The organism is Bifidobacterium sp. LH_413 (assembly GCF_056357015.1).
Genome location: NZ_JBKEVK010000001.1, coordinates 159123 through 174938 on the forward strand (window position 1 = coordinate 159123; position 15816 = coordinate 174938).

13 protein-coding genes are annotated in these 15816 nt (G+C 66.7%); 11 read left to right on the top strand and 2 right to left on the bottom strand.

Annotated elements, in window-relative coordinates; all coding sequences use genetic code 11:
- From prmC to AC1AYN_RS00570, 6 genes are all read left to right on the top strand, one after another.
- Positions 1-918, top strand: a complete 918-nt coding sequence (prmC, locus tag AC1AYN_RS00545; protein WP_476532288.1) for a peptide chain release factor N(5)-glutamine methyltransferase — start codon at positions 1-3, stop codon at positions 916-918.
- Between the two features lie 430 nt (positions 919-1348).
- Positions 1349-2527 (top strand): ABC transporter substrate-binding protein, encoded by a 1179-nt coding sequence (locus tag AC1AYN_RS00550; protein WP_476502508.1) that lies wholly within the window; start codon positions 1349-1351, stop codon positions 2525-2527.
- 236 nt (positions 2528-2763) lie between these two features.
- Positions 2764-3690: a branched-chain amino acid ABC transporter permease gene (locus AC1AYN_RS00555; protein ID WP_476502507.1), complete on the top strand. Its 927-nt coding sequence runs from the start codon at positions 2764-2766 to the stop codon at positions 3688-3690.
- A gap of 1 nt (position 3691) precedes the next feature.
- On the top strand, positions 3692-4792 hold the full coding sequence (locus tag AC1AYN_RS00560; RefSeq protein ID WP_476502506.1) for a branched-chain amino acid ABC transporter permease: 1101 nt from the start codon (positions 3692-3694) through the stop codon (positions 4790-4792).
- 1 nt (position 4793) lies between these two features.
- Positions 4794-5663, top strand: coding sequence for an ABC transporter ATP-binding protein (locus AC1AYN_RS00565; protein WP_476531433.1), 870 nt, complete (start codon positions 4794-4796; stop codon positions 5661-5663).
- On the top strand, positions 5663-6367 hold the full coding sequence (locus AC1AYN_RS00570) for an ABC transporter ATP-binding protein (RefSeq protein ID WP_476502504.1): 705 nt from the start codon (positions 5663-5665) through the stop codon (positions 6365-6367). Before AC1AYN_RS00565 ends, AC1AYN_RS00570 begins: the two co-directional genes overlap by 1 nt.
- 216 nt (positions 6368-6583) lie before the next feature.
- Here AC1AYN_RS00570 and AC1AYN_RS00575 read toward each other — a convergent pair whose 3' ends face one another.
- Entirely contained in the window at positions 6584-7186 is a 603-nt protein-coding gene (locus AC1AYN_RS00575) for a sugar O-acetyltransferase (RefSeq protein ID WP_476502538.1), read from the bottom strand.
- Between the two features lie 264 nt (positions 7187-7450).
- Here AC1AYN_RS00575 and AC1AYN_RS00580 point away from each other — a divergent pair, with 264 nt between their 5' ends.
- The 3 genes from AC1AYN_RS00580 to guaB all read left to right on the top strand — a co-directional run bounded on the left by AC1AYN_RS00580 (position 7451) and on the right by guaB (position 10946).
- Positions 7451-8098, top strand: coding sequence for an L-threonylcarbamoyladenylate synthase (locus AC1AYN_RS00580; protein ID WP_476502503.1), 648 nt, complete (start codon positions 7451-7453; stop codon positions 8096-8098).
- Positions 8095-9285 carry an MraY family glycosyltransferase gene (locus AC1AYN_RS00585; protein WP_476531434.1) on the top strand — a complete coding sequence of 397 codons (1191 nt, stop codon included), beginning with the start codon at positions 8095-8097 and terminating at the stop codon, positions 9283-9285. The genes AC1AYN_RS00580 and AC1AYN_RS00585 overlap by 4 nt, the downstream gene beginning before the upstream one ends.
- Before the next feature lie 110 nt (positions 9286-9395).
- Complete coding sequence (gene guaB, locus AC1AYN_RS00590; RefSeq protein ID WP_476502501.1) at positions 9396-10946, top strand: IMP dehydrogenase; 1551 nt, start codon at positions 9396-9398, stop codon at positions 10944-10946.
- 140 nt (positions 10947-11086) lie between these two features.
- On the opposite strand, the gene AC1AYN_RS00595 is transcribed toward guaB, so the two are convergent.
- Positions 11087-12169: a LacI family DNA-binding transcriptional regulator gene (locus AC1AYN_RS00595; RefSeq protein WP_476531435.1), complete on the bottom strand. Its 1083-nt coding sequence runs from the start codon at positions 12167-12169 to the stop codon at positions 11087-11089.
- A gap of 377 nt (positions 12170-12546) precedes the next feature.
- Between AC1AYN_RS00595 and AC1AYN_RS00600 the strand changes: the two genes are divergently transcribed.
- Both AC1AYN_RS00600 and AC1AYN_RS00605 read left to right on the top strand, forming a co-directional pair.
- Positions 12547-14277 carry a glycoside hydrolase family 13 protein gene (locus AC1AYN_RS00600; RefSeq protein WP_476502499.1) on the top strand — a complete coding sequence of 577 codons (1731 nt, stop codon included), beginning with the start codon at positions 12547-12549 and terminating at the stop codon, positions 14275-14277.
- 127 nt (positions 14278-14404) lie between these two features.
- Positions 14405-15670, top strand: coding sequence for an MFS transporter (locus AC1AYN_RS00605; RefSeq protein WP_476502498.1), 1266 nt, complete (start codon positions 14405-14407; stop codon positions 15668-15670).
- The last annotated feature ends 146 nt before the right edge of the window (positions 15671-15816 follow it).

Sequence of the window (15816 nt, forward strand, 5' to 3'; positions counted from 1 at the left end):
ATGGACATCGACGATATGATCCGCGCCGCGGCTGCGCGGCTGCGCGAGGCGGGCGTCGACACGCCCGAGCATGACGCGAAGCTCCTGCTCGCCGAGGCGGCGGGCGTTCAGCTGCGCGACGTCGACAAGGCGCTGCTCATGGGCGATCCGCTCGACGCCATCGGTGATGCCACCGACGATGCGGGCGGCTTCGACGCCGTCGCCTCCCGCTTCGACGCGATGGTCGCGCGCCGCGCCAAGCGTGAGCCGCTGCAGCATATCACCGGCCATGCGCCGTTCCGCTATCTCGATCTGAAGGTCGGCCCGGGCGTGTTCATCCCGCGGCCGGAGACCGAGACCGTCGTGCAGGCGGGACTCGACTGGATCACGCGCAACGGGCTGTACCATCCGATCGTCGTCGACCTGTGCGCCGGCTCGGGCGCGATCGGCCTCGCCGTCGCGACCGAGGTGCCCGGCGCCGAGGTGTGGGCCGTCGAGAAGTCGCCGGAAGCCTACGCGTGGACGGAACGCAACCGCGACCTCGTCGCGCGCGCGAACCCGACCGCCGGCTACAACTACCATCTCGAACTGGGCGACGCGACCAGCGCGCTCACCCTCCCGCAGCTCGACGGGCGCGTCGACGCCGTCATCACGAACCCGCCGTACGTGCCGCTCGACCAGATCCCCGAACAGCCCGAGGTGCGCGACCATGATCCCGCGCTCGCGCTGTACGGCGGCTCGGCGGACGGCGCGCTCATCCCCGAGCGGATCGTGCTGCGCGCCTCGCACCTGCTGCGTGCCGGCGGCGTGCTCGTCATGGAGCATGACGTGACGCAGGGGGAGCGGCTCGTCGCCTACGCGCGCGCGAACGGCTTCGTCTCCGCGCGCACCGAGAACGACTGGACCGGCCGCCCCCGCTTCCTCTTCGCCGAGAGATAGGATTTCGGCCCCCTCTGCTGAGGGGGCTCCCGGCGTAGCCGGGTGGGGGAGAGACAGCCGGCGCGTAACGATTCCGGTATCTCTCCCTCCGTCAGCCTGACGGCTGACACCTCCCTCGTCAGAGGGAGGCTGATATGTCCGGGATGCGGAAGATGACCGCATCCCGGACGTGAATGTGACTCGTCTCACAATAAGAAACGGCACTGCGGCCGGTACGGGCGTACCTGTATAACAGTCGGCGGCAAGCATCGTGAGAGAAGAGACACGGGTGCCGTACGCATGGCCACAAGCCGTGCGGGCCGCACACCGCCAGGATGTCCCGCGCGCACATCATGCGCGTCACCGCACGAGCCGGCGATCCCGGAAGGACCGGGTGGAGGCTTGTGGCCGCGATGCGTAATTCACGAAGAAGAAAGAAGGCAGAACAGTCATGTTCTCCAAGAAGATGATCGCGGCCGGCGCGGCCGCCGTCATGGCCATGTCCCTCGCCGGATGCTCCGGCGGCAGCATGGACGACTCCTCCAGCTCCAGCTCCGCGGCTTCGGGCGACACCATCACCATCGGCTCCGTGACCACCAACTCCGGCACCGCCGCCGCGTACGGCGAGGCCGAGCTCAAGGGCTTCGAGCTGGCCGTCTCCGAGATCAACGCCAAGGGCGGCATCAACGGCAAGAAGGTCAAGCTGGAGTCCCTCGACGACAAGGGCGACGCCACCGAGGCGTCCAACGCCTACAACAAGCTCGCCGCCGACGGCAACGTGCTCGCCGTGGCCGGCCCGACCATCTCCTCCACCACCGCCGCCGTCGCGCCGCTGGCCGACCAGACCAAGCTGGTCACCATCGCCCCGGCCGCCACCGCCGACTCCATCGAGACCGGCAACTACCTGTTCCGCACCTGCTTCAAGGACTCCTACCAGGGTGAGGTGGCCGCCCGCTTCGCCGCCGAGAACCTGAAGGTCAAGAAGGTCGCCGTGCTCTACGGCACCGGCGATCCGTACTCCTCCGGCGTGGGCGAGGCCTTCGCCAAGGCCGCCGAGAAGCTCGGCATGCAGGTGGTCGACAAGGAGAGCTCCTCCTCCGCCGACGACACCGAGTACTCCGCCCAGCTGCAGAAGATCCAGGCTTCCGGCGCCGAGCTGCTGTACGCCCCGTACTACTACTCCGTGGCCGGCCCGTACATCATCCCGCAGGCCCGCTCCGTCGGCTTCGAGGGCTACGTGATGGGCCCCGACGGCTACGACGGCCTCAAGCTCACCGGCGACAAGTCCCAGTACGACAAGACCTTCTACACCACCCACTACTCGGCCGACGACACCTCCAACACCAAGGTGCAGGACTTCATCAAGTCCTACAAGGCCAAGAACAACGCCGATCCGAACACCTTCGCCGCCCTCGGCTACGACACGATCTACATGATCAAGCAGGCCGTCGAGAAGGCCGGCAAGAACGCCACCCGCGAGGACGTGCGCAACGCCGTCGCCGGCATGAGCTTCGAAGGCGTCACCGGCAAGTTCACGATGGACAAGTCCGGCTCGCCGACCAAGTCCGTGATCGTGCTCGAGCTCAAGGACGGCAAGCCCGTCTACAACACCACCGTCCAGCCCAAGTGAGCCACGCTCCAGTGAGTTCCGCCCACCAGGGTCGCGGCGTGTGACGCGACGCAAACGAGGAGAGCGGCCGGTTTCGCCGGCCCTCTCCGTTTTTGCGTTTTTCCGATCGATTTCTTTGTCGATTACCCGTTACCTGTTTCCGTTTTCGATTTTCGATTCATCCATCCATAACCATCCGTTCATGACGTCCCTGATTCGTGGGGACGTCCACGACTACCAGAAAGAAAGGGGGAGCGATGACCGATCAGATCATCATGTTCATCAGCCAGCTGTTCAGCGGTCTCAAGATCGGCAGCGTCTACGCGCTCGTGGCGCTCGGCTACACCATGGTCTACGGCATCATCCGACTGATCAACTTCGCCCACGGCGATTTCATCATGGTCGGCGCCTACGTGCTGATGCTCACCATTCCCGCCATCGTCGCCATGGGCCTGCCCGCCTGGGTGGCGATCGTCCCGGCCGTCCTCGTGTGCGTGGCCGTCGGCATCATCGTCGAGAAGGCCGCCTACAAGCCGGTGCGTGAGAAGGGCAATTCGATGACCGCCCTCATCACCGCCATCGCCATGTCGCTGCTGCTGGAGAACGGCGCCCAGGCCATCTTCGGCGCCGACTTCCAGACCGTCCCGACGATCTTCCACCTGCCGTCCATCGCATTCGGCAAGCTCAAGCTGCCCGGCGACACGCTCCTGACGATCGTGCTCGGCCTGGTCATCATGGTCGGCCTGCAGCTGTTCGTCAAGTTCACCAAGCAGGGCAAGGCCATGCGCGCCGTCTCCGAGGACAAGGAGGCCGCCGTGCTCATGGGCATCAACGTGAACTCCACGATCGCCCTCACCTTCGCGATCGGCTCCGGCCTCGCCGCCGTCGCCTCGCTCATGTACTGCGCCGCCTACCCGCAGGTCTCCCCGATGATGGGCGCCATGCTCGGCCTCAAGGCGTTCGTCGCCGCCGTGCTCGGCGGCATCGGCTCGATCCCGGGCGCCATGATCGGCGGCATCGCCATCGGCCTCGTCGAGAGCCTCACCAAGGCGTACATCGGCACGATCACCGGCGGCGTCATCACCTCGGCGTTCTCCGACGCCATCGTGTTCGCCATCCTGATCGTCGTGCTGCTGGTCAAGCCGTCCGGCATCATGGGCAAGAACGAGGGAGAGAAGGTCTGATATGAAGAAGTCCATGCTTTCCACGAGGCAGTCGTACCTCGTCTGCTTCCTCGGCATCCTCGCCTCGTTCGGCGTCGTCATGGCGCTGTGCGAGTCCGGCATCGCCAACTCCTACATCAAGGGCATCATGATGACCGCCTGCATCGCCATCATCATGACCACCTCGCTGAACCTCACGATCGGCGTGCTCGGCCAGCTGACGCTCGGCTGCTGTGGCTTCGAGGCGATCGGCGCGTACGTGGCGGCCCTCGCCTCCAAGTACATGGTCGCCAACGGCATGCTCGCCGACCCGACGCTGCGCTTCCTCGTCACCACGCTGCTCGGCGGCATCGTGGCCTGCGTGTTCGGCATCCTCATCGGCATCCCGGCGCTGCGCCTGCATGGCGACTACCTCGCCATCATCACGCTCGGCTTCGGCGAGATCATCCGCGTGGTCATCCAGAACCTCAAGGTGGCCGGCGGCATGGGCCTCGACAAGGGCGCGGCCGGCCAGGCGCTCATCGGCATCGAGCGCACCGCCAACCTGTACATCGTGTTCTGGATCATGATCATCACCGTCGTGGTGCTGTTCATGTTCGGCCGCTCCCGTTACGGCCGCGCCGTCAAGGCCATCCGCGACGACGAGATCGCCGCCGGCGCCTCCGGCCTCAACACCACGTACCTCAAGGTGCTCGTCTTCGCGATCTCCGCGTTCTTCGCCGGCATCGCGGGCGGCATCTTCGCCCAGTACATCGGCTCGCTCAACCCGACGATGGCCGGCTGGCTCAACTCCATCAACTACGTGATCATGGTCGTCTTCGGCGGCATGGGCTCGATCACCGGCTCGATTGTCTCCGCGGTCGGTCTGACGATCCTGCCGGAGCTGCTGCGCGCGTTCGCCGACTACCGCATGCTCGCGTACTCGGTGGTGCTCGTGCTCGTCATGATCTTCCGCCCGCAGGGCATCTTCGGCTCCTGGGAGTTCTCGCTGCCGCGCCTCGTGAACCGCCTGCTGTTCCGCAACCCGAAGGCCGAGGCCGAGGAGAAGGCGGAAGCCGCCGGGAAGGCCGCGACCGGAACCGCCGCGACCGCCGCAACCGCCACGGACACGAAGGAGGCGTGAGATGACCGACGCGAAGAACAGCGAACAGCCCATCCTCAAGGCCGAGCATCTCGGCATCACCTTCGGCGGCCTCAAGGCCGTCTCCGACTTCAACATGACGATCCGCAAGGGCGAGCTCATCGGCCTGATCGGCCCGAACGGCGCCGGCAAGACCACCGTGTTCAACCTGCTGACCGGCGTGTACAAGCCAACGGAAGGCGACTTCTGGCTCGACGGGCAGCACATGAACGGCAAGAAGACCTATCAGGTCGTGCGCGCCGGCATCGCCCGCACCTTCCAGAACATCCGCCTGTTCAAGCAGCTCACGGTCGAACAGAACGTGCTCGTCGCCTTCGACGAATCGTTCAGCTACCGTCTGGGCGGCGCCATCTTCCGCACCCCGCGCTTCTGGAAGCAGGAGAACGAGATGCACGCCAAGGCGATGGACCTGCTGAAGATCTTCGACCTCGACGGCCTCGCCTCCACGCAGGCCGCGAACCTGCCGTACGGCCAGCAGCGCAAGCTCGAGATCGCGCGCGCCCTCGCCACCGGCATGAAGCTGCTGCTCCTCGACGAGCCGGCCGCCGGCATGAACCCGACCGAGACCGAGGACCTGCTGCGCTGCATCAACACGATCCGCGACCGCTTCGGCATCGCGATCCTGCTCATCGAGCACGACATGAGCCTCGTGATGAGCGTGTGCCAGCGCATCCAGGTGCTCGACTACGGCCGCACGATCGCCTCCGGCACCCCGGAGGAGATCGCGAACAACCCGCAGGTCATCTCCGCCTACCTGGGCGCCGACGACTCCGACGACGCCGAAGGCGACTCCACCGACCACGCGACGCCCGAACCGAGCATCGCCAAGACCATGCAGGAAGGGGCACGCTGATGCTGGAAATCAAGGATCTGTGCGTCTCCTACGGCGCGATCGAGGCGGTCAAGGGCATCAGCCTGACCGTGAACGACGGCGAGATCGTCTCGCTGATCGGCGCGAACGGCGCCGGCAAGACCACGACGCTGCACACGATCACCGGCCTCGTGCCGGCGAAGTCCGGCTCGATCGTCTACGACGGCCACGACCTGCTCAAGACGCATGCGAACAAGATCGTGACCCTCGGCATGGCGCACGTGCCGGAAGGCCGCCACGTGTTCACCCGCATGACCGTGCAGGAGAACCTGGAGATGGGCGCGTTCAGCCTCAAGGACCAGTCCGGCATGGCCAAGGACCTCGAGATGGTGTTCGACTACTTCCCGCGCCTGAAGGAGCGTCGCCGCCAGCTGGCCGGCACGCTCTCCGGCGGCGAGCAGCAGATGGTCGCCATGGGCCGCGCCCTGATGAGCCATCCGAAGACCATCCTCATGGACGAACCGTCGATGGGTCTGTCGCCGCTGCTCGTCAAGGAGATCTTCAACATCATCGTGGCGCTGCGCGAGAAGGGCATCACCGTGCTCCTCGTCGAGCAGAACGCGAAGATGGCCCTGTCCATCGCCGACCGCGCCTACGTGCTCGAGACGGGCCGCATCACGATGGAGGGCAAGGCCTCCGACCTCCTCCACGACGAAAAGGTCCGCAAGGCCTACCTCGGCGCGTGAGCCGATTGTGGTTCGGCTCCCTCTGATGAGGGAGCTGTCGCGGCGTAGCCGCGACTGAGGGAGATACGGGAGCGGCCGTAGGCCGCGGGAGATACGGCATCGGCCGAAGGCCGATTCGATTTTCCCGCGGCCTACGGCCGCTCTTCTTCTCTCCCTCCGTCATCGCTTCGCGATGACACCTCCCTCCTCAGAGGGAGGCAAGGCCCCCACGTCGTCTCACGCCCGGCAGTAGTCCTGGTACACGCTGGCGTCCTTGTCGGTGATCGTCTTGATCACGCGGGCCGGGTTGCCGACGGCGACCGAGTTCGCGGGGATGTCCTTGGTGACGACCGCACCGGCGCCGATCACGCAGCCGTCGCCGATCGTCACGCCGCCGAGCACGGTCACGTTGCCGCCGAACCAGCAGTTCGAGCCGATCCGAATCGGCTCGCCGTATTCGTAGTCGTAGCTGGAGCCGTCCTCGCGCGTGCGCACGTTGCGGTCCTGCCAGCGAAGCGGGTGCATCGGCGGCAGCAGGGAGACGTTCGGGCCGAACAGCACGTCGTCGCCGATCGTGACCGGCGCGCAGTCGAGCACGGTGAAGTTGAAGTTCGCGAACACGCGGTCGCCGATTCGTGTGTGGCAACCGTAGTCGAAGAAGACGGGGCCCATCACGTCGAGGTTCGCGCCGTGGCCGGGCAGCAGTTCGTCGAGGATCGCGGCGCGCGTCGCGTCGTCGTGGCGGGAGGTCGCGTTGAAGCGGGTGCACAGGTCGCCGGCCTTGCGGCGCAGTTCGTCGAGTTCCGGGTCGGAGGCATCGTACAGTCTGCCGTCGAGCATCTCCTCGCGTTCGGAGCGGCGCGGCGTCGGCAGTTCGACGGGCGGGACCGCGAAGACGGGGGAGTCGGATGCGGCGGATGTCGCGGAATCGTTGGAAACGTTGTCATCGGTGGTGACGTCGGTCATGATGCTCCTTTGCGTTACGGATGTCGCGTGGTTGCGATTCAGCTTAGATGTACGACCGTACATAACGGGTCATATGTGGCGGTCGAGGTGCGATGGTGCAATGATGGATTGTGTCAGACAGGTTTCAGGAGGCGTTCGATGAGTGAGATTCGTGCGATCGACGACGATGCGCTGCGCGAGGCGGCGGCCATCGTGAAGGACGGCGGACTGGTGGTCATCCCCACGGACACGGTGTACGGGATCGCCGGCGATCCGCGTTCGACCCGTGCCATCGACCGCATCTACGAGCTCAAGCGCCGTCCGCGCTTCAAGGCCCTGCAGGTGCTGCTCGCCGGCACCGACCAGCTCGACGAGATCGGCCTCGACCTGCCCGCCCCGCTCAACCGTCTGTCCGCTCGTTTCCTGCCCGGCGCGTTCTCGCCGATCGCCGTCGCGCGCGAAGGCTGCACGCTGAAGACCGTCGCCAAGGACGGCACGCAGGGCATCCGCGTGCCGAACTCGGCGCTCACGCTGCGCATCCTCAAGGCCACCGGCCCGCTCGCCGCGTCCAGCGCGAACCTGTCCGGCGACGAAAGCGCGCAGAGCGTGCACGAGGCCGTCGAGGCGTTCGGCGACGCCGTCGCCCTGTATCTCGACGGCGGTTCGACGCCCGGCCACGTCTCCAGCACCGTCGTCGCCGCCGATCCGCACGAGCGCGACGGCATCGCCATCCTGCGCGAGGGCGTGATCGGCCAGTCCGAGATCCGCGCCGCGCTGCACGTCAACGGGGGAGGACTCGGCGCATGAGGATCTACCTGTTCATCGCCGCCATCGCCGGCGGCGCCACGTACCTGCTCACCCCGCTGATCCGCCATGTGGCGATCGAGATCGGCGCGGTCGGCGAGGTGCGCGCCCGCGATGTCCACACGATCCCGACGCCGCGCATGGGCGGCCTCGGCATGATGCTCGGCTTCGCCGTCGCCATGCTGTTCGCCAGCCACATCAGCTTCATCCAGGGCCTGTTCCAGGGCAGCCACCTGCCGTGGGTCGTGCTCGCCGGCGCGGTCATGATCTGCCTGCTCGGCATGGCCGACGACCTGTGGGACCTCGACTGGATGCTCAAACTCGCCGGTCAGCTGCTCATCTCCGTGTTCGTCGCGTGGGGCGGCCTGCAGATCATCTCCCTGCCGCTCGGCTCGCTCGTCACCGCCTCGCCGAGCCTGTCGATGGCGATCACCGCGTTCCTCATCGTCGCGTCGATCAACGCGGTCAACTTCGTCGACGGCCTCGACGGTCTCGCCTCCGGCATCGTCGCGATCGGCGGCATCGCGTTCGCGATCTACTCGTACATCCTCGCGCGCACGTCGCCCTCCTACGCCTCGATGGCGACGCTCATCGACGTGGCGCTCGTCGGCATCTGCGTCGGATTCATCCTGCACAACTGGCATCCGGCGAAACTGTTCATGGGCGATTCCGGCTCGATGCTGCTCGGCTATCTCATTACCTGCGCGTCGATCGTGATGACCGGCCGCATCGACCCGGCCTCCGTGCACACGAGCATGTACCTGCCGGTGTTCATGCCGATCCTGCTGCCGATCCTCGTGCTGTTCCTGCCCGTGCTCGACATGTGCCTGGCGATCGTGCGCAGGCTCGCGAAGGGCCAGTCGCCGATGCACCCCGACCGCATGCACCTGCACCACCGCATGCTGCGCATCGGCCACAGCGTGCGCGGCGCCGTCGCGATCCTGTGGTCGTGGGCCGCGCTCATCTCGTTCGGCTCGCTGATGATCCTGTTCTTCAAGGCGTGGCATGTCGCCGTCGGCATGGCCGTCGTGGGCGCGGTGCTCGCCGTCGCCACGATGTACCCGTACCTGAAGCGCCGGCTACCGGAGATCATGGAGGAGAACGCGCGCGACGCGGTCGCCAGGGCCGAGCACGCCTCCGGCCGCATCGCCATCGGCGACCCGGACGAGGACGGGGAATCCGGCAAGTGAGGCGTCCCCACGCCTCGCCGGGCCTCCGCCCACTTTGCCTACGGCGTGGCGGAACGCCCGCATAACGCAGGATTGTGTATTACGTCACCCCACGTTCTTATAGTGGACGCATGGCTACAAACCCCGATATGAACGCGCAGTCCGCGTACGCTCCGCTCCCTCCGATCTTCGCCAAGCTCGGCCTCGCCTATGACGATGTCCTGCTGCTGCCGAACGAGACGGACGTCATTCCCTCCGAGGTGGACACCACCACCCATCTGACCCGCAAGATCACGATGAAGGCCCCGGTCCTCTCCGCCGCCATGGACACCGTGACCGAGTCCGAGATGGCCATCGCCATGGCCCGCAACGGCGGCATCGGCGTGCTGCACCGCAACCTCTCCATCGACGACCAGGCCGCCCAGGTCGACGTCGTCAAGCGCTCCGAGTCCGGCATGATCACCGACCCGCTGACCGTGAACCCGGACGTCACCCTCGCCGACCTCGACAAGCTGTGCGGCAAGTTCCACATCTCCGGCCTGCCGGTCGTCGACAAGGACAACAAGCTCGTCGGCATCATCACCAACCGCGACATGCGCTTCATCGCGTCCGAGGACTACGACCACCTCAAGGTCAAGGACGTCATGACCCGCGAGAACCTCATCACCGGCCCGTCCAACATCTCCAAGGAGGACGCGCACGACCTGCTCGCCAAGCACAAGGTCGAGAAGCTGCCGCTCGTCGACGCCGAAGGCCACCTGACCGGCCTGATCACCGTGAAGGACTTCGTCAAGACCGAGCAGTACCCGGACGCCACCAAGGACGAGCAGGGCCGCCTGCGCGTCGCCGCCGGCGTCGGCTTCCTCGGCGACGCCTGGCAGCGCGCCTCCGCCCTGATGGAGGCCGGCGTCGACGTGCTCGTCGTCGACACCGCGAACGGCGAGGCCCGTCTCGCCCTCGACATGATCTCCCGCCTCAAGCATGATTCCGCCTTCGACGGCGTGCAGATCATCGGCGGCAACGTCGGCACCCGTTCCGGCGCGCAGGCGATGATCGACGCCGGCGCCGACGCCGTCAAGGTCGGCATCGGACCGGGCTCCATCTGCACCACGCGCGTGGTCGCCGGCGTCGGCGTCCCGCAGCTCACCGCCGTGTACGAGGCCGCCCAGGCCTGCCGCGCGGCCGGCGTGCCCTGCATCGCCGACGGCGGCATCCACTACTCCGGCGACATCGCCAAGGCCCTCGTGGCCGGCGCGTCCTCCGTGATGCTCGGCGGCACCCTCGCCGGCTGCGAGGAGGCCCCGGGCGAGAAGGTGCTCCTGCACGGCAAGCAGTACAAGCTGTACCGCGGCATGGGCTCCCTCGGCGCGATGGCCCCGCGCGGCAAGAAGTCCTACTCCAAGGACCGCTACTTCCAGGCCGACGTCACCTCCAACGACAAGGTCGTGCCGGAGGGCGTCGAGGGCGAGGTCCCGTACCGCGGACCGCTCAACGCCGTGCTCTACCAGATGCTCGGCGGCCTGCACCAGTCGATGTTCTACATCGGCGCCCACAACATCGGCGAGATGGCCGAGAAGGGCCGCTTCATCCGCATCACCGACGCCGGTCTGCGCGAGTCGCACCCGCACGACATCGTGATGACCGCCGAGGCGCCGAACTACTCCGGCTTCCACGCCAACTGATCGGCGCGTTCAGTCGGGTAGCGTGTGACGCATGACGTGGGGTCCCACCGTTTCGGGTGGGACCCCACGTCGCGTTTCGGGGGAGCGGCGTCGTCGCGCCGTCCATGCGTCGTCGCGTCACGCGCGACGGCCACGCGCGCTCACGCCGTGAGCCGCGCCGTGGTCGCGCGCATGAGCAGCGACGTCGGCGCCACCGTGTGCGCCTCGTCCGGCTCGTCGCCGCGCATGAGCGCGAGCGCCTTGCCGGCGGCGGCGCGTCCCAGCTGCACCGGGTTCTGACGCACGGTGGTCAGGTCGACGACGTCGCCGACGTTGTCGCCGTCGAAGCCGACGAGCGACACCTCCTCGGGGATGCGCCAGCCGAGCCGTCGCAGCTCCTTGAGCAGCAGGACCGCGCACCGGTCGTTCTCGACGCAGATGCCGGTGGGACGGCTCATCGCGCCGACGAGCTGCGCGGCGATGCCGGAGATCGCGGCCGTCTCGCCGCCGACCGACTCCTGCGCCTCCTCGTCGCCGTCGTCGCCGAGACGGGAGAGCGAGGGGATCGTGAGGATGTGCTCCTCGTCGTAGCCCTGCTGTTCGGCGGCGTCGAGGAATCCGTCCATGCGCACCGAGTCGCTGCACGTGAACGGCGAGGGCTGCACCGGCTGCTCGACGTAGGCGATGGATTCGTGGCCGAGGGAGCGCAGCAGCCGCACGACGGCGTGCATGGCCGCGTCGTCGTCGATGCGGATGGACGCGTCGAAGCCTTCGGTGGAGGGCACGTTGATGCCGACCATCGGGATGGTGAGCGTGTCGAGGAACTCGCGCTGGCGCTCGTCGAGGATGAACGAGGTGATGATGACCGCGTCGAAGTTCTGCGTGCCGGGCAGCGTGTGGAAGAAGCGGTTGAGGTCGGCCTCCTCCCACATCACGTAGGGGACCACGTCGTAGCCTTCGGTCGACAGCACCTCGTACACGCCTTCGAAGGTGTTCGAGTTGAACCAGCTGTTGATCTCGTTGGGCAGCAGCACGGCCACGCGCATCGACTTGCCGCTCGCCAGCGACGAGGCGGTCTTCGAGAAGGTGAAGCGAAGCTTCTCGGCGGCGGCCTCGACGCGGGCGCGCGTGTCCGGATTGACCTTGTCGAGGCCTCTGAGCGCGCGCGATACGGTGGATACGGAGACGCCCGCCTCCTTCGCCACGTCCGCGATCGTCGTCCTCGCCGTCTGTTGGCCGGGCATAGCCGTCCCTCCTTGTCGTGTGATCGTCCGTACCTTCGGGCGTCGTCGGCCATCCCGCGGTCCCACCGCATACCGTTGTTGATGTTCGACTGCGAATCCATCGACGGTGCGCCGGTACCGCGGCCACGCCGTCGTCCACCTTCGGATTGACGCCGTTACTACGATACTCCACGCGTTTCAAGCGCTTTTACCGGAATTATATAAAAGCGCTTGCAGTATTGCAAATCAGCCATTTCCCGTCAATGTCGAACCCGTTCGACACGCCGATTGCAGCCCGTTTTGCATTTCGTTGTGCAAGCGTTATCATGCAATAGTCACGAAAACGAAGAACATGTTGAAACGCTTGTATGCAAGCGTTTGTATTCAAGGAGGAACACATGGTCGAAGCCACCGATCCCGCCCTGTGGTGGAAGCAGGCGGTCGTATATCAGGTCTATCCGCGCTCCTTCAAGGACACCAAGGGCGAGGGCCTCGGTCAGATCGCCGGCGTGACCGAGAAGATCGATTATCTGGCCGACCTCGGCGTCGACGCCATCTGGCTCAGCCCGTTCTACCCCTCCCAGCTCGCCGACGGCGGCTATGACGTGGACGACTACCGCAACGTCGACCCGAAGCTCGGCACCATGGACGACTTCGACGCGCTCGCCAAGGCCGCACATGAACGGAACATCAAGGTCGTCGTCGACATCGTCCCCAACCACAGCTCCAACCTGCACCCGTGGTTCCAGGAGGCGCTCGCCGCAGCTCCCGGCTCCCCGGAGCGCGACCGCTACATCTTCCGCGACGGCAAGGGCCCGAACGGCGACATCCCTCCCAGCAACTGGGAGAACCACTTCGGCGGCCCGGCCTGGACCCGCGTGCCCGACGGCCAGTGGTACCTGCACATGTTCACCAAGGAGCAGCCCGACTGGAACTGGAACAACCGCGAGGTGCGCGAGGACTTCCTCAAGACCCTGCGCTTCTGGCTCGACCACGGCGCCGACGGCTTCCGCGTGGACGTCGCCCACGGCCTCGCCAAGGACCTCGACCGCGACGACCTCGACAACTACGTCGTGTGGTGCACCTCCGACCAGCCGGACGACGGCTCCCACCCGGTCATCGACCGCGACGAGGTCCACGAGATCTACCACGAGTGGCGCAAGGTCTTCAACGAGTACAACCCGCCGGCGTTCGCCGTCGCCGAGGCGTGGGTGCAGCCCAACCGCCAGTACCTGTACGCCAGCCCGGACGACCTCGGCCAGATTTTCAACTTCGAGTTCGCCAAGAAGGACTGGATCCGCGACAACATGCACCAGGCCATCGAGGAGGGCATCGAAAGCGCCGAACGCTCCGGCTCCTCCGCCACGTGGGTGATGAGCAACCACGACGTGGTGCGCCACGCCACCCGCTACGGACTGCCGCAGGTGCCGACCAGCGAATACCACCAGCTCGCCAAGGACTGGGTGCTGCGCGACGGCACCACCTATCCGCTTGACAAGGCGCTTGGCACCAAGCGCGCCCGCGCCGCGATCCTCATGGAGATGGCGCTGCCCGGCTCCGCCTACGTCTACCAGGGCGAGGAGCTCGGCCTGTTCGAAGTGGCCGACATCCCGTGGGACCGCGTCGAGGACCCGTCCGGCCACCGCACCTCGCAGGCCGCGTCCACCAAGGGCCGCGACGGCTGCCGCGTGCCGCTGCCGTGGACGGCCGATCCGGTGAACTCCTACGGCTTCACGCCGGCCACCAAGGCCGACGGCACCCCGGCCGAGGAAGCCCACCTGCCCCAGCCGGCGTGGTACAAGGACTTCGCCGCCGACGCCGAGGCCGCCGATCCGGACTCGATGCTCAACCTGTACCGCCGCACGCTGGCCCTGCGCCACAAGCTGCAGACCAACGACCTGAGCCTCGAATGGCTGCCCGAGGACCGTTCCACGGGCAAGCCGGACGGCGCGAACGGCTTCACCGGCGGCACGATCGCCTACAAGCGCGCCAACGGCTGGGCGTCGATCACCAACTTCGGCGCCGACCCGGTCGACCTGCCCGCCGGCGAGGTGCTCCTCACCTCCGGCCCGCTGACCGACGACGGCAAGCTCCCCCAGGACACCTCCGCCTGGATCCAGCTCGCCTGATTTCCATCCGCCCTGGCTCCTCCTTTCTTGGCCCCCTCTGACGAGGGGGCTCCCGGCGGAGCCGGGTGGGGGAGAGACCACTCAAAAGACTTACCCAAAACTCAACGCAGAGAAAAAGGAAAGAACAATGACAACAGCAAGCGCGGCCCCGATCCGCAACACCCCGGCCGAGAAGTGGCGTTACGTCGCCGGCTTCATGGCCTTCGCCGTCCTCTCCGGCGTCGCCTTCTTCGGCACGATGTCCGTGCTGGTCCCGCAGCGACTGCGCGCGGACCTCGGCATGGGCGCCGTCGAGTCGACCGCCGCCCTCGGCGCGATCAACTCCGCCGGCTCCATCGCCTCAATCTTCATCGCCCTGTTCATCGGCGCGCTGTCCGACCGTACCCGCAGCAAGTGGGGCAAGCGCACCCCGTGGATCTTCACCGGCGCGTTCATCTACGGCGTCTGCTTCTGGTCGCTGAGCCGCCCGTCCACCGCCGTCCTCATCGGCATCTTCTACGTGCTCGCCCTCGTCGGCCTCAACATGGTGCAGGCCCCGATCTACGCCCTCATCTCCGACCGCGTCGAGGAATCCAACCGTGCGACCGTCTCCGCGGCCATCGGCGGCGGCGGCGTGATCGGCCAGGGCATCGGCACGCTCATCGGCTCCCGCTTCATGGAGAACGTCGAGGTCGGCTTCATCTGCACCGGCCTGTGCGCCCTCGCCGCCGGCCTGCTCGCCGTGTTCCTCACCCCGAAGGAGCCGTCCAGCAAGGACGCCCCGAAGGACACCTCCAAGTCCATGGGCAAGGTCATCCTCGAGTCCCTCACCCCGCCGCTCAAGAACTGCGGCGACTTCTACCGCGCGTTCATCTGCCGCACCTGCCTCATCGTCGCCTATCAGATGATCTTCAGCTACCAGCTGTACATCCTGACCGACCACATCGGCGACTCCGACAAGCAGGCCGCCAACGCCATGGTGGTCATCTCCACGCTCACCATGGTCGCCTCCCTCATCGCATCCCTGATCTCCGGCCCGATCGCCGACGCGCTCCACCGCCGCAAGGCCCCGATCGCCGTCGCCTGCGCCGTGTTCGCCATCGGTCTGGCCATGCCGTGGATCTTCCCGACCGAGATGGGCATGTTCCTCTTCGGCGGCATCGCCTCCTTCGGCTACGGCATGTACCTGTCCGTCGACCAGGCGCTGAACGTGGACGTCCTGCCGAACAAGGAGACCGCCGGCAAGGACCTCGGCTTCATGAACATCGCCACCTGCGCCGGCCAGGCCATCGGCGTGGCGATCACCTCCAGCATCGTCGCCGCCACCCACTCCTACAACATCGTGTTCCCGACCGCCATCGCCATGGCCGCGATCGCCGCGATCGCCGTCCTCGGCATCAAGCGCGTCAAGTAACACGCATCGACTTCCGTGGTCCGCTCCGGCGGACTGCGGAAGAGAATCCCCGCACTTCTCCTACGGCCCGTCAGGAACGGGCCGCGGGAGAGACCACACTTCCCTTCATTCCCTTTCCAACAGTGGGCCCCGCCGTTTCCAACCGG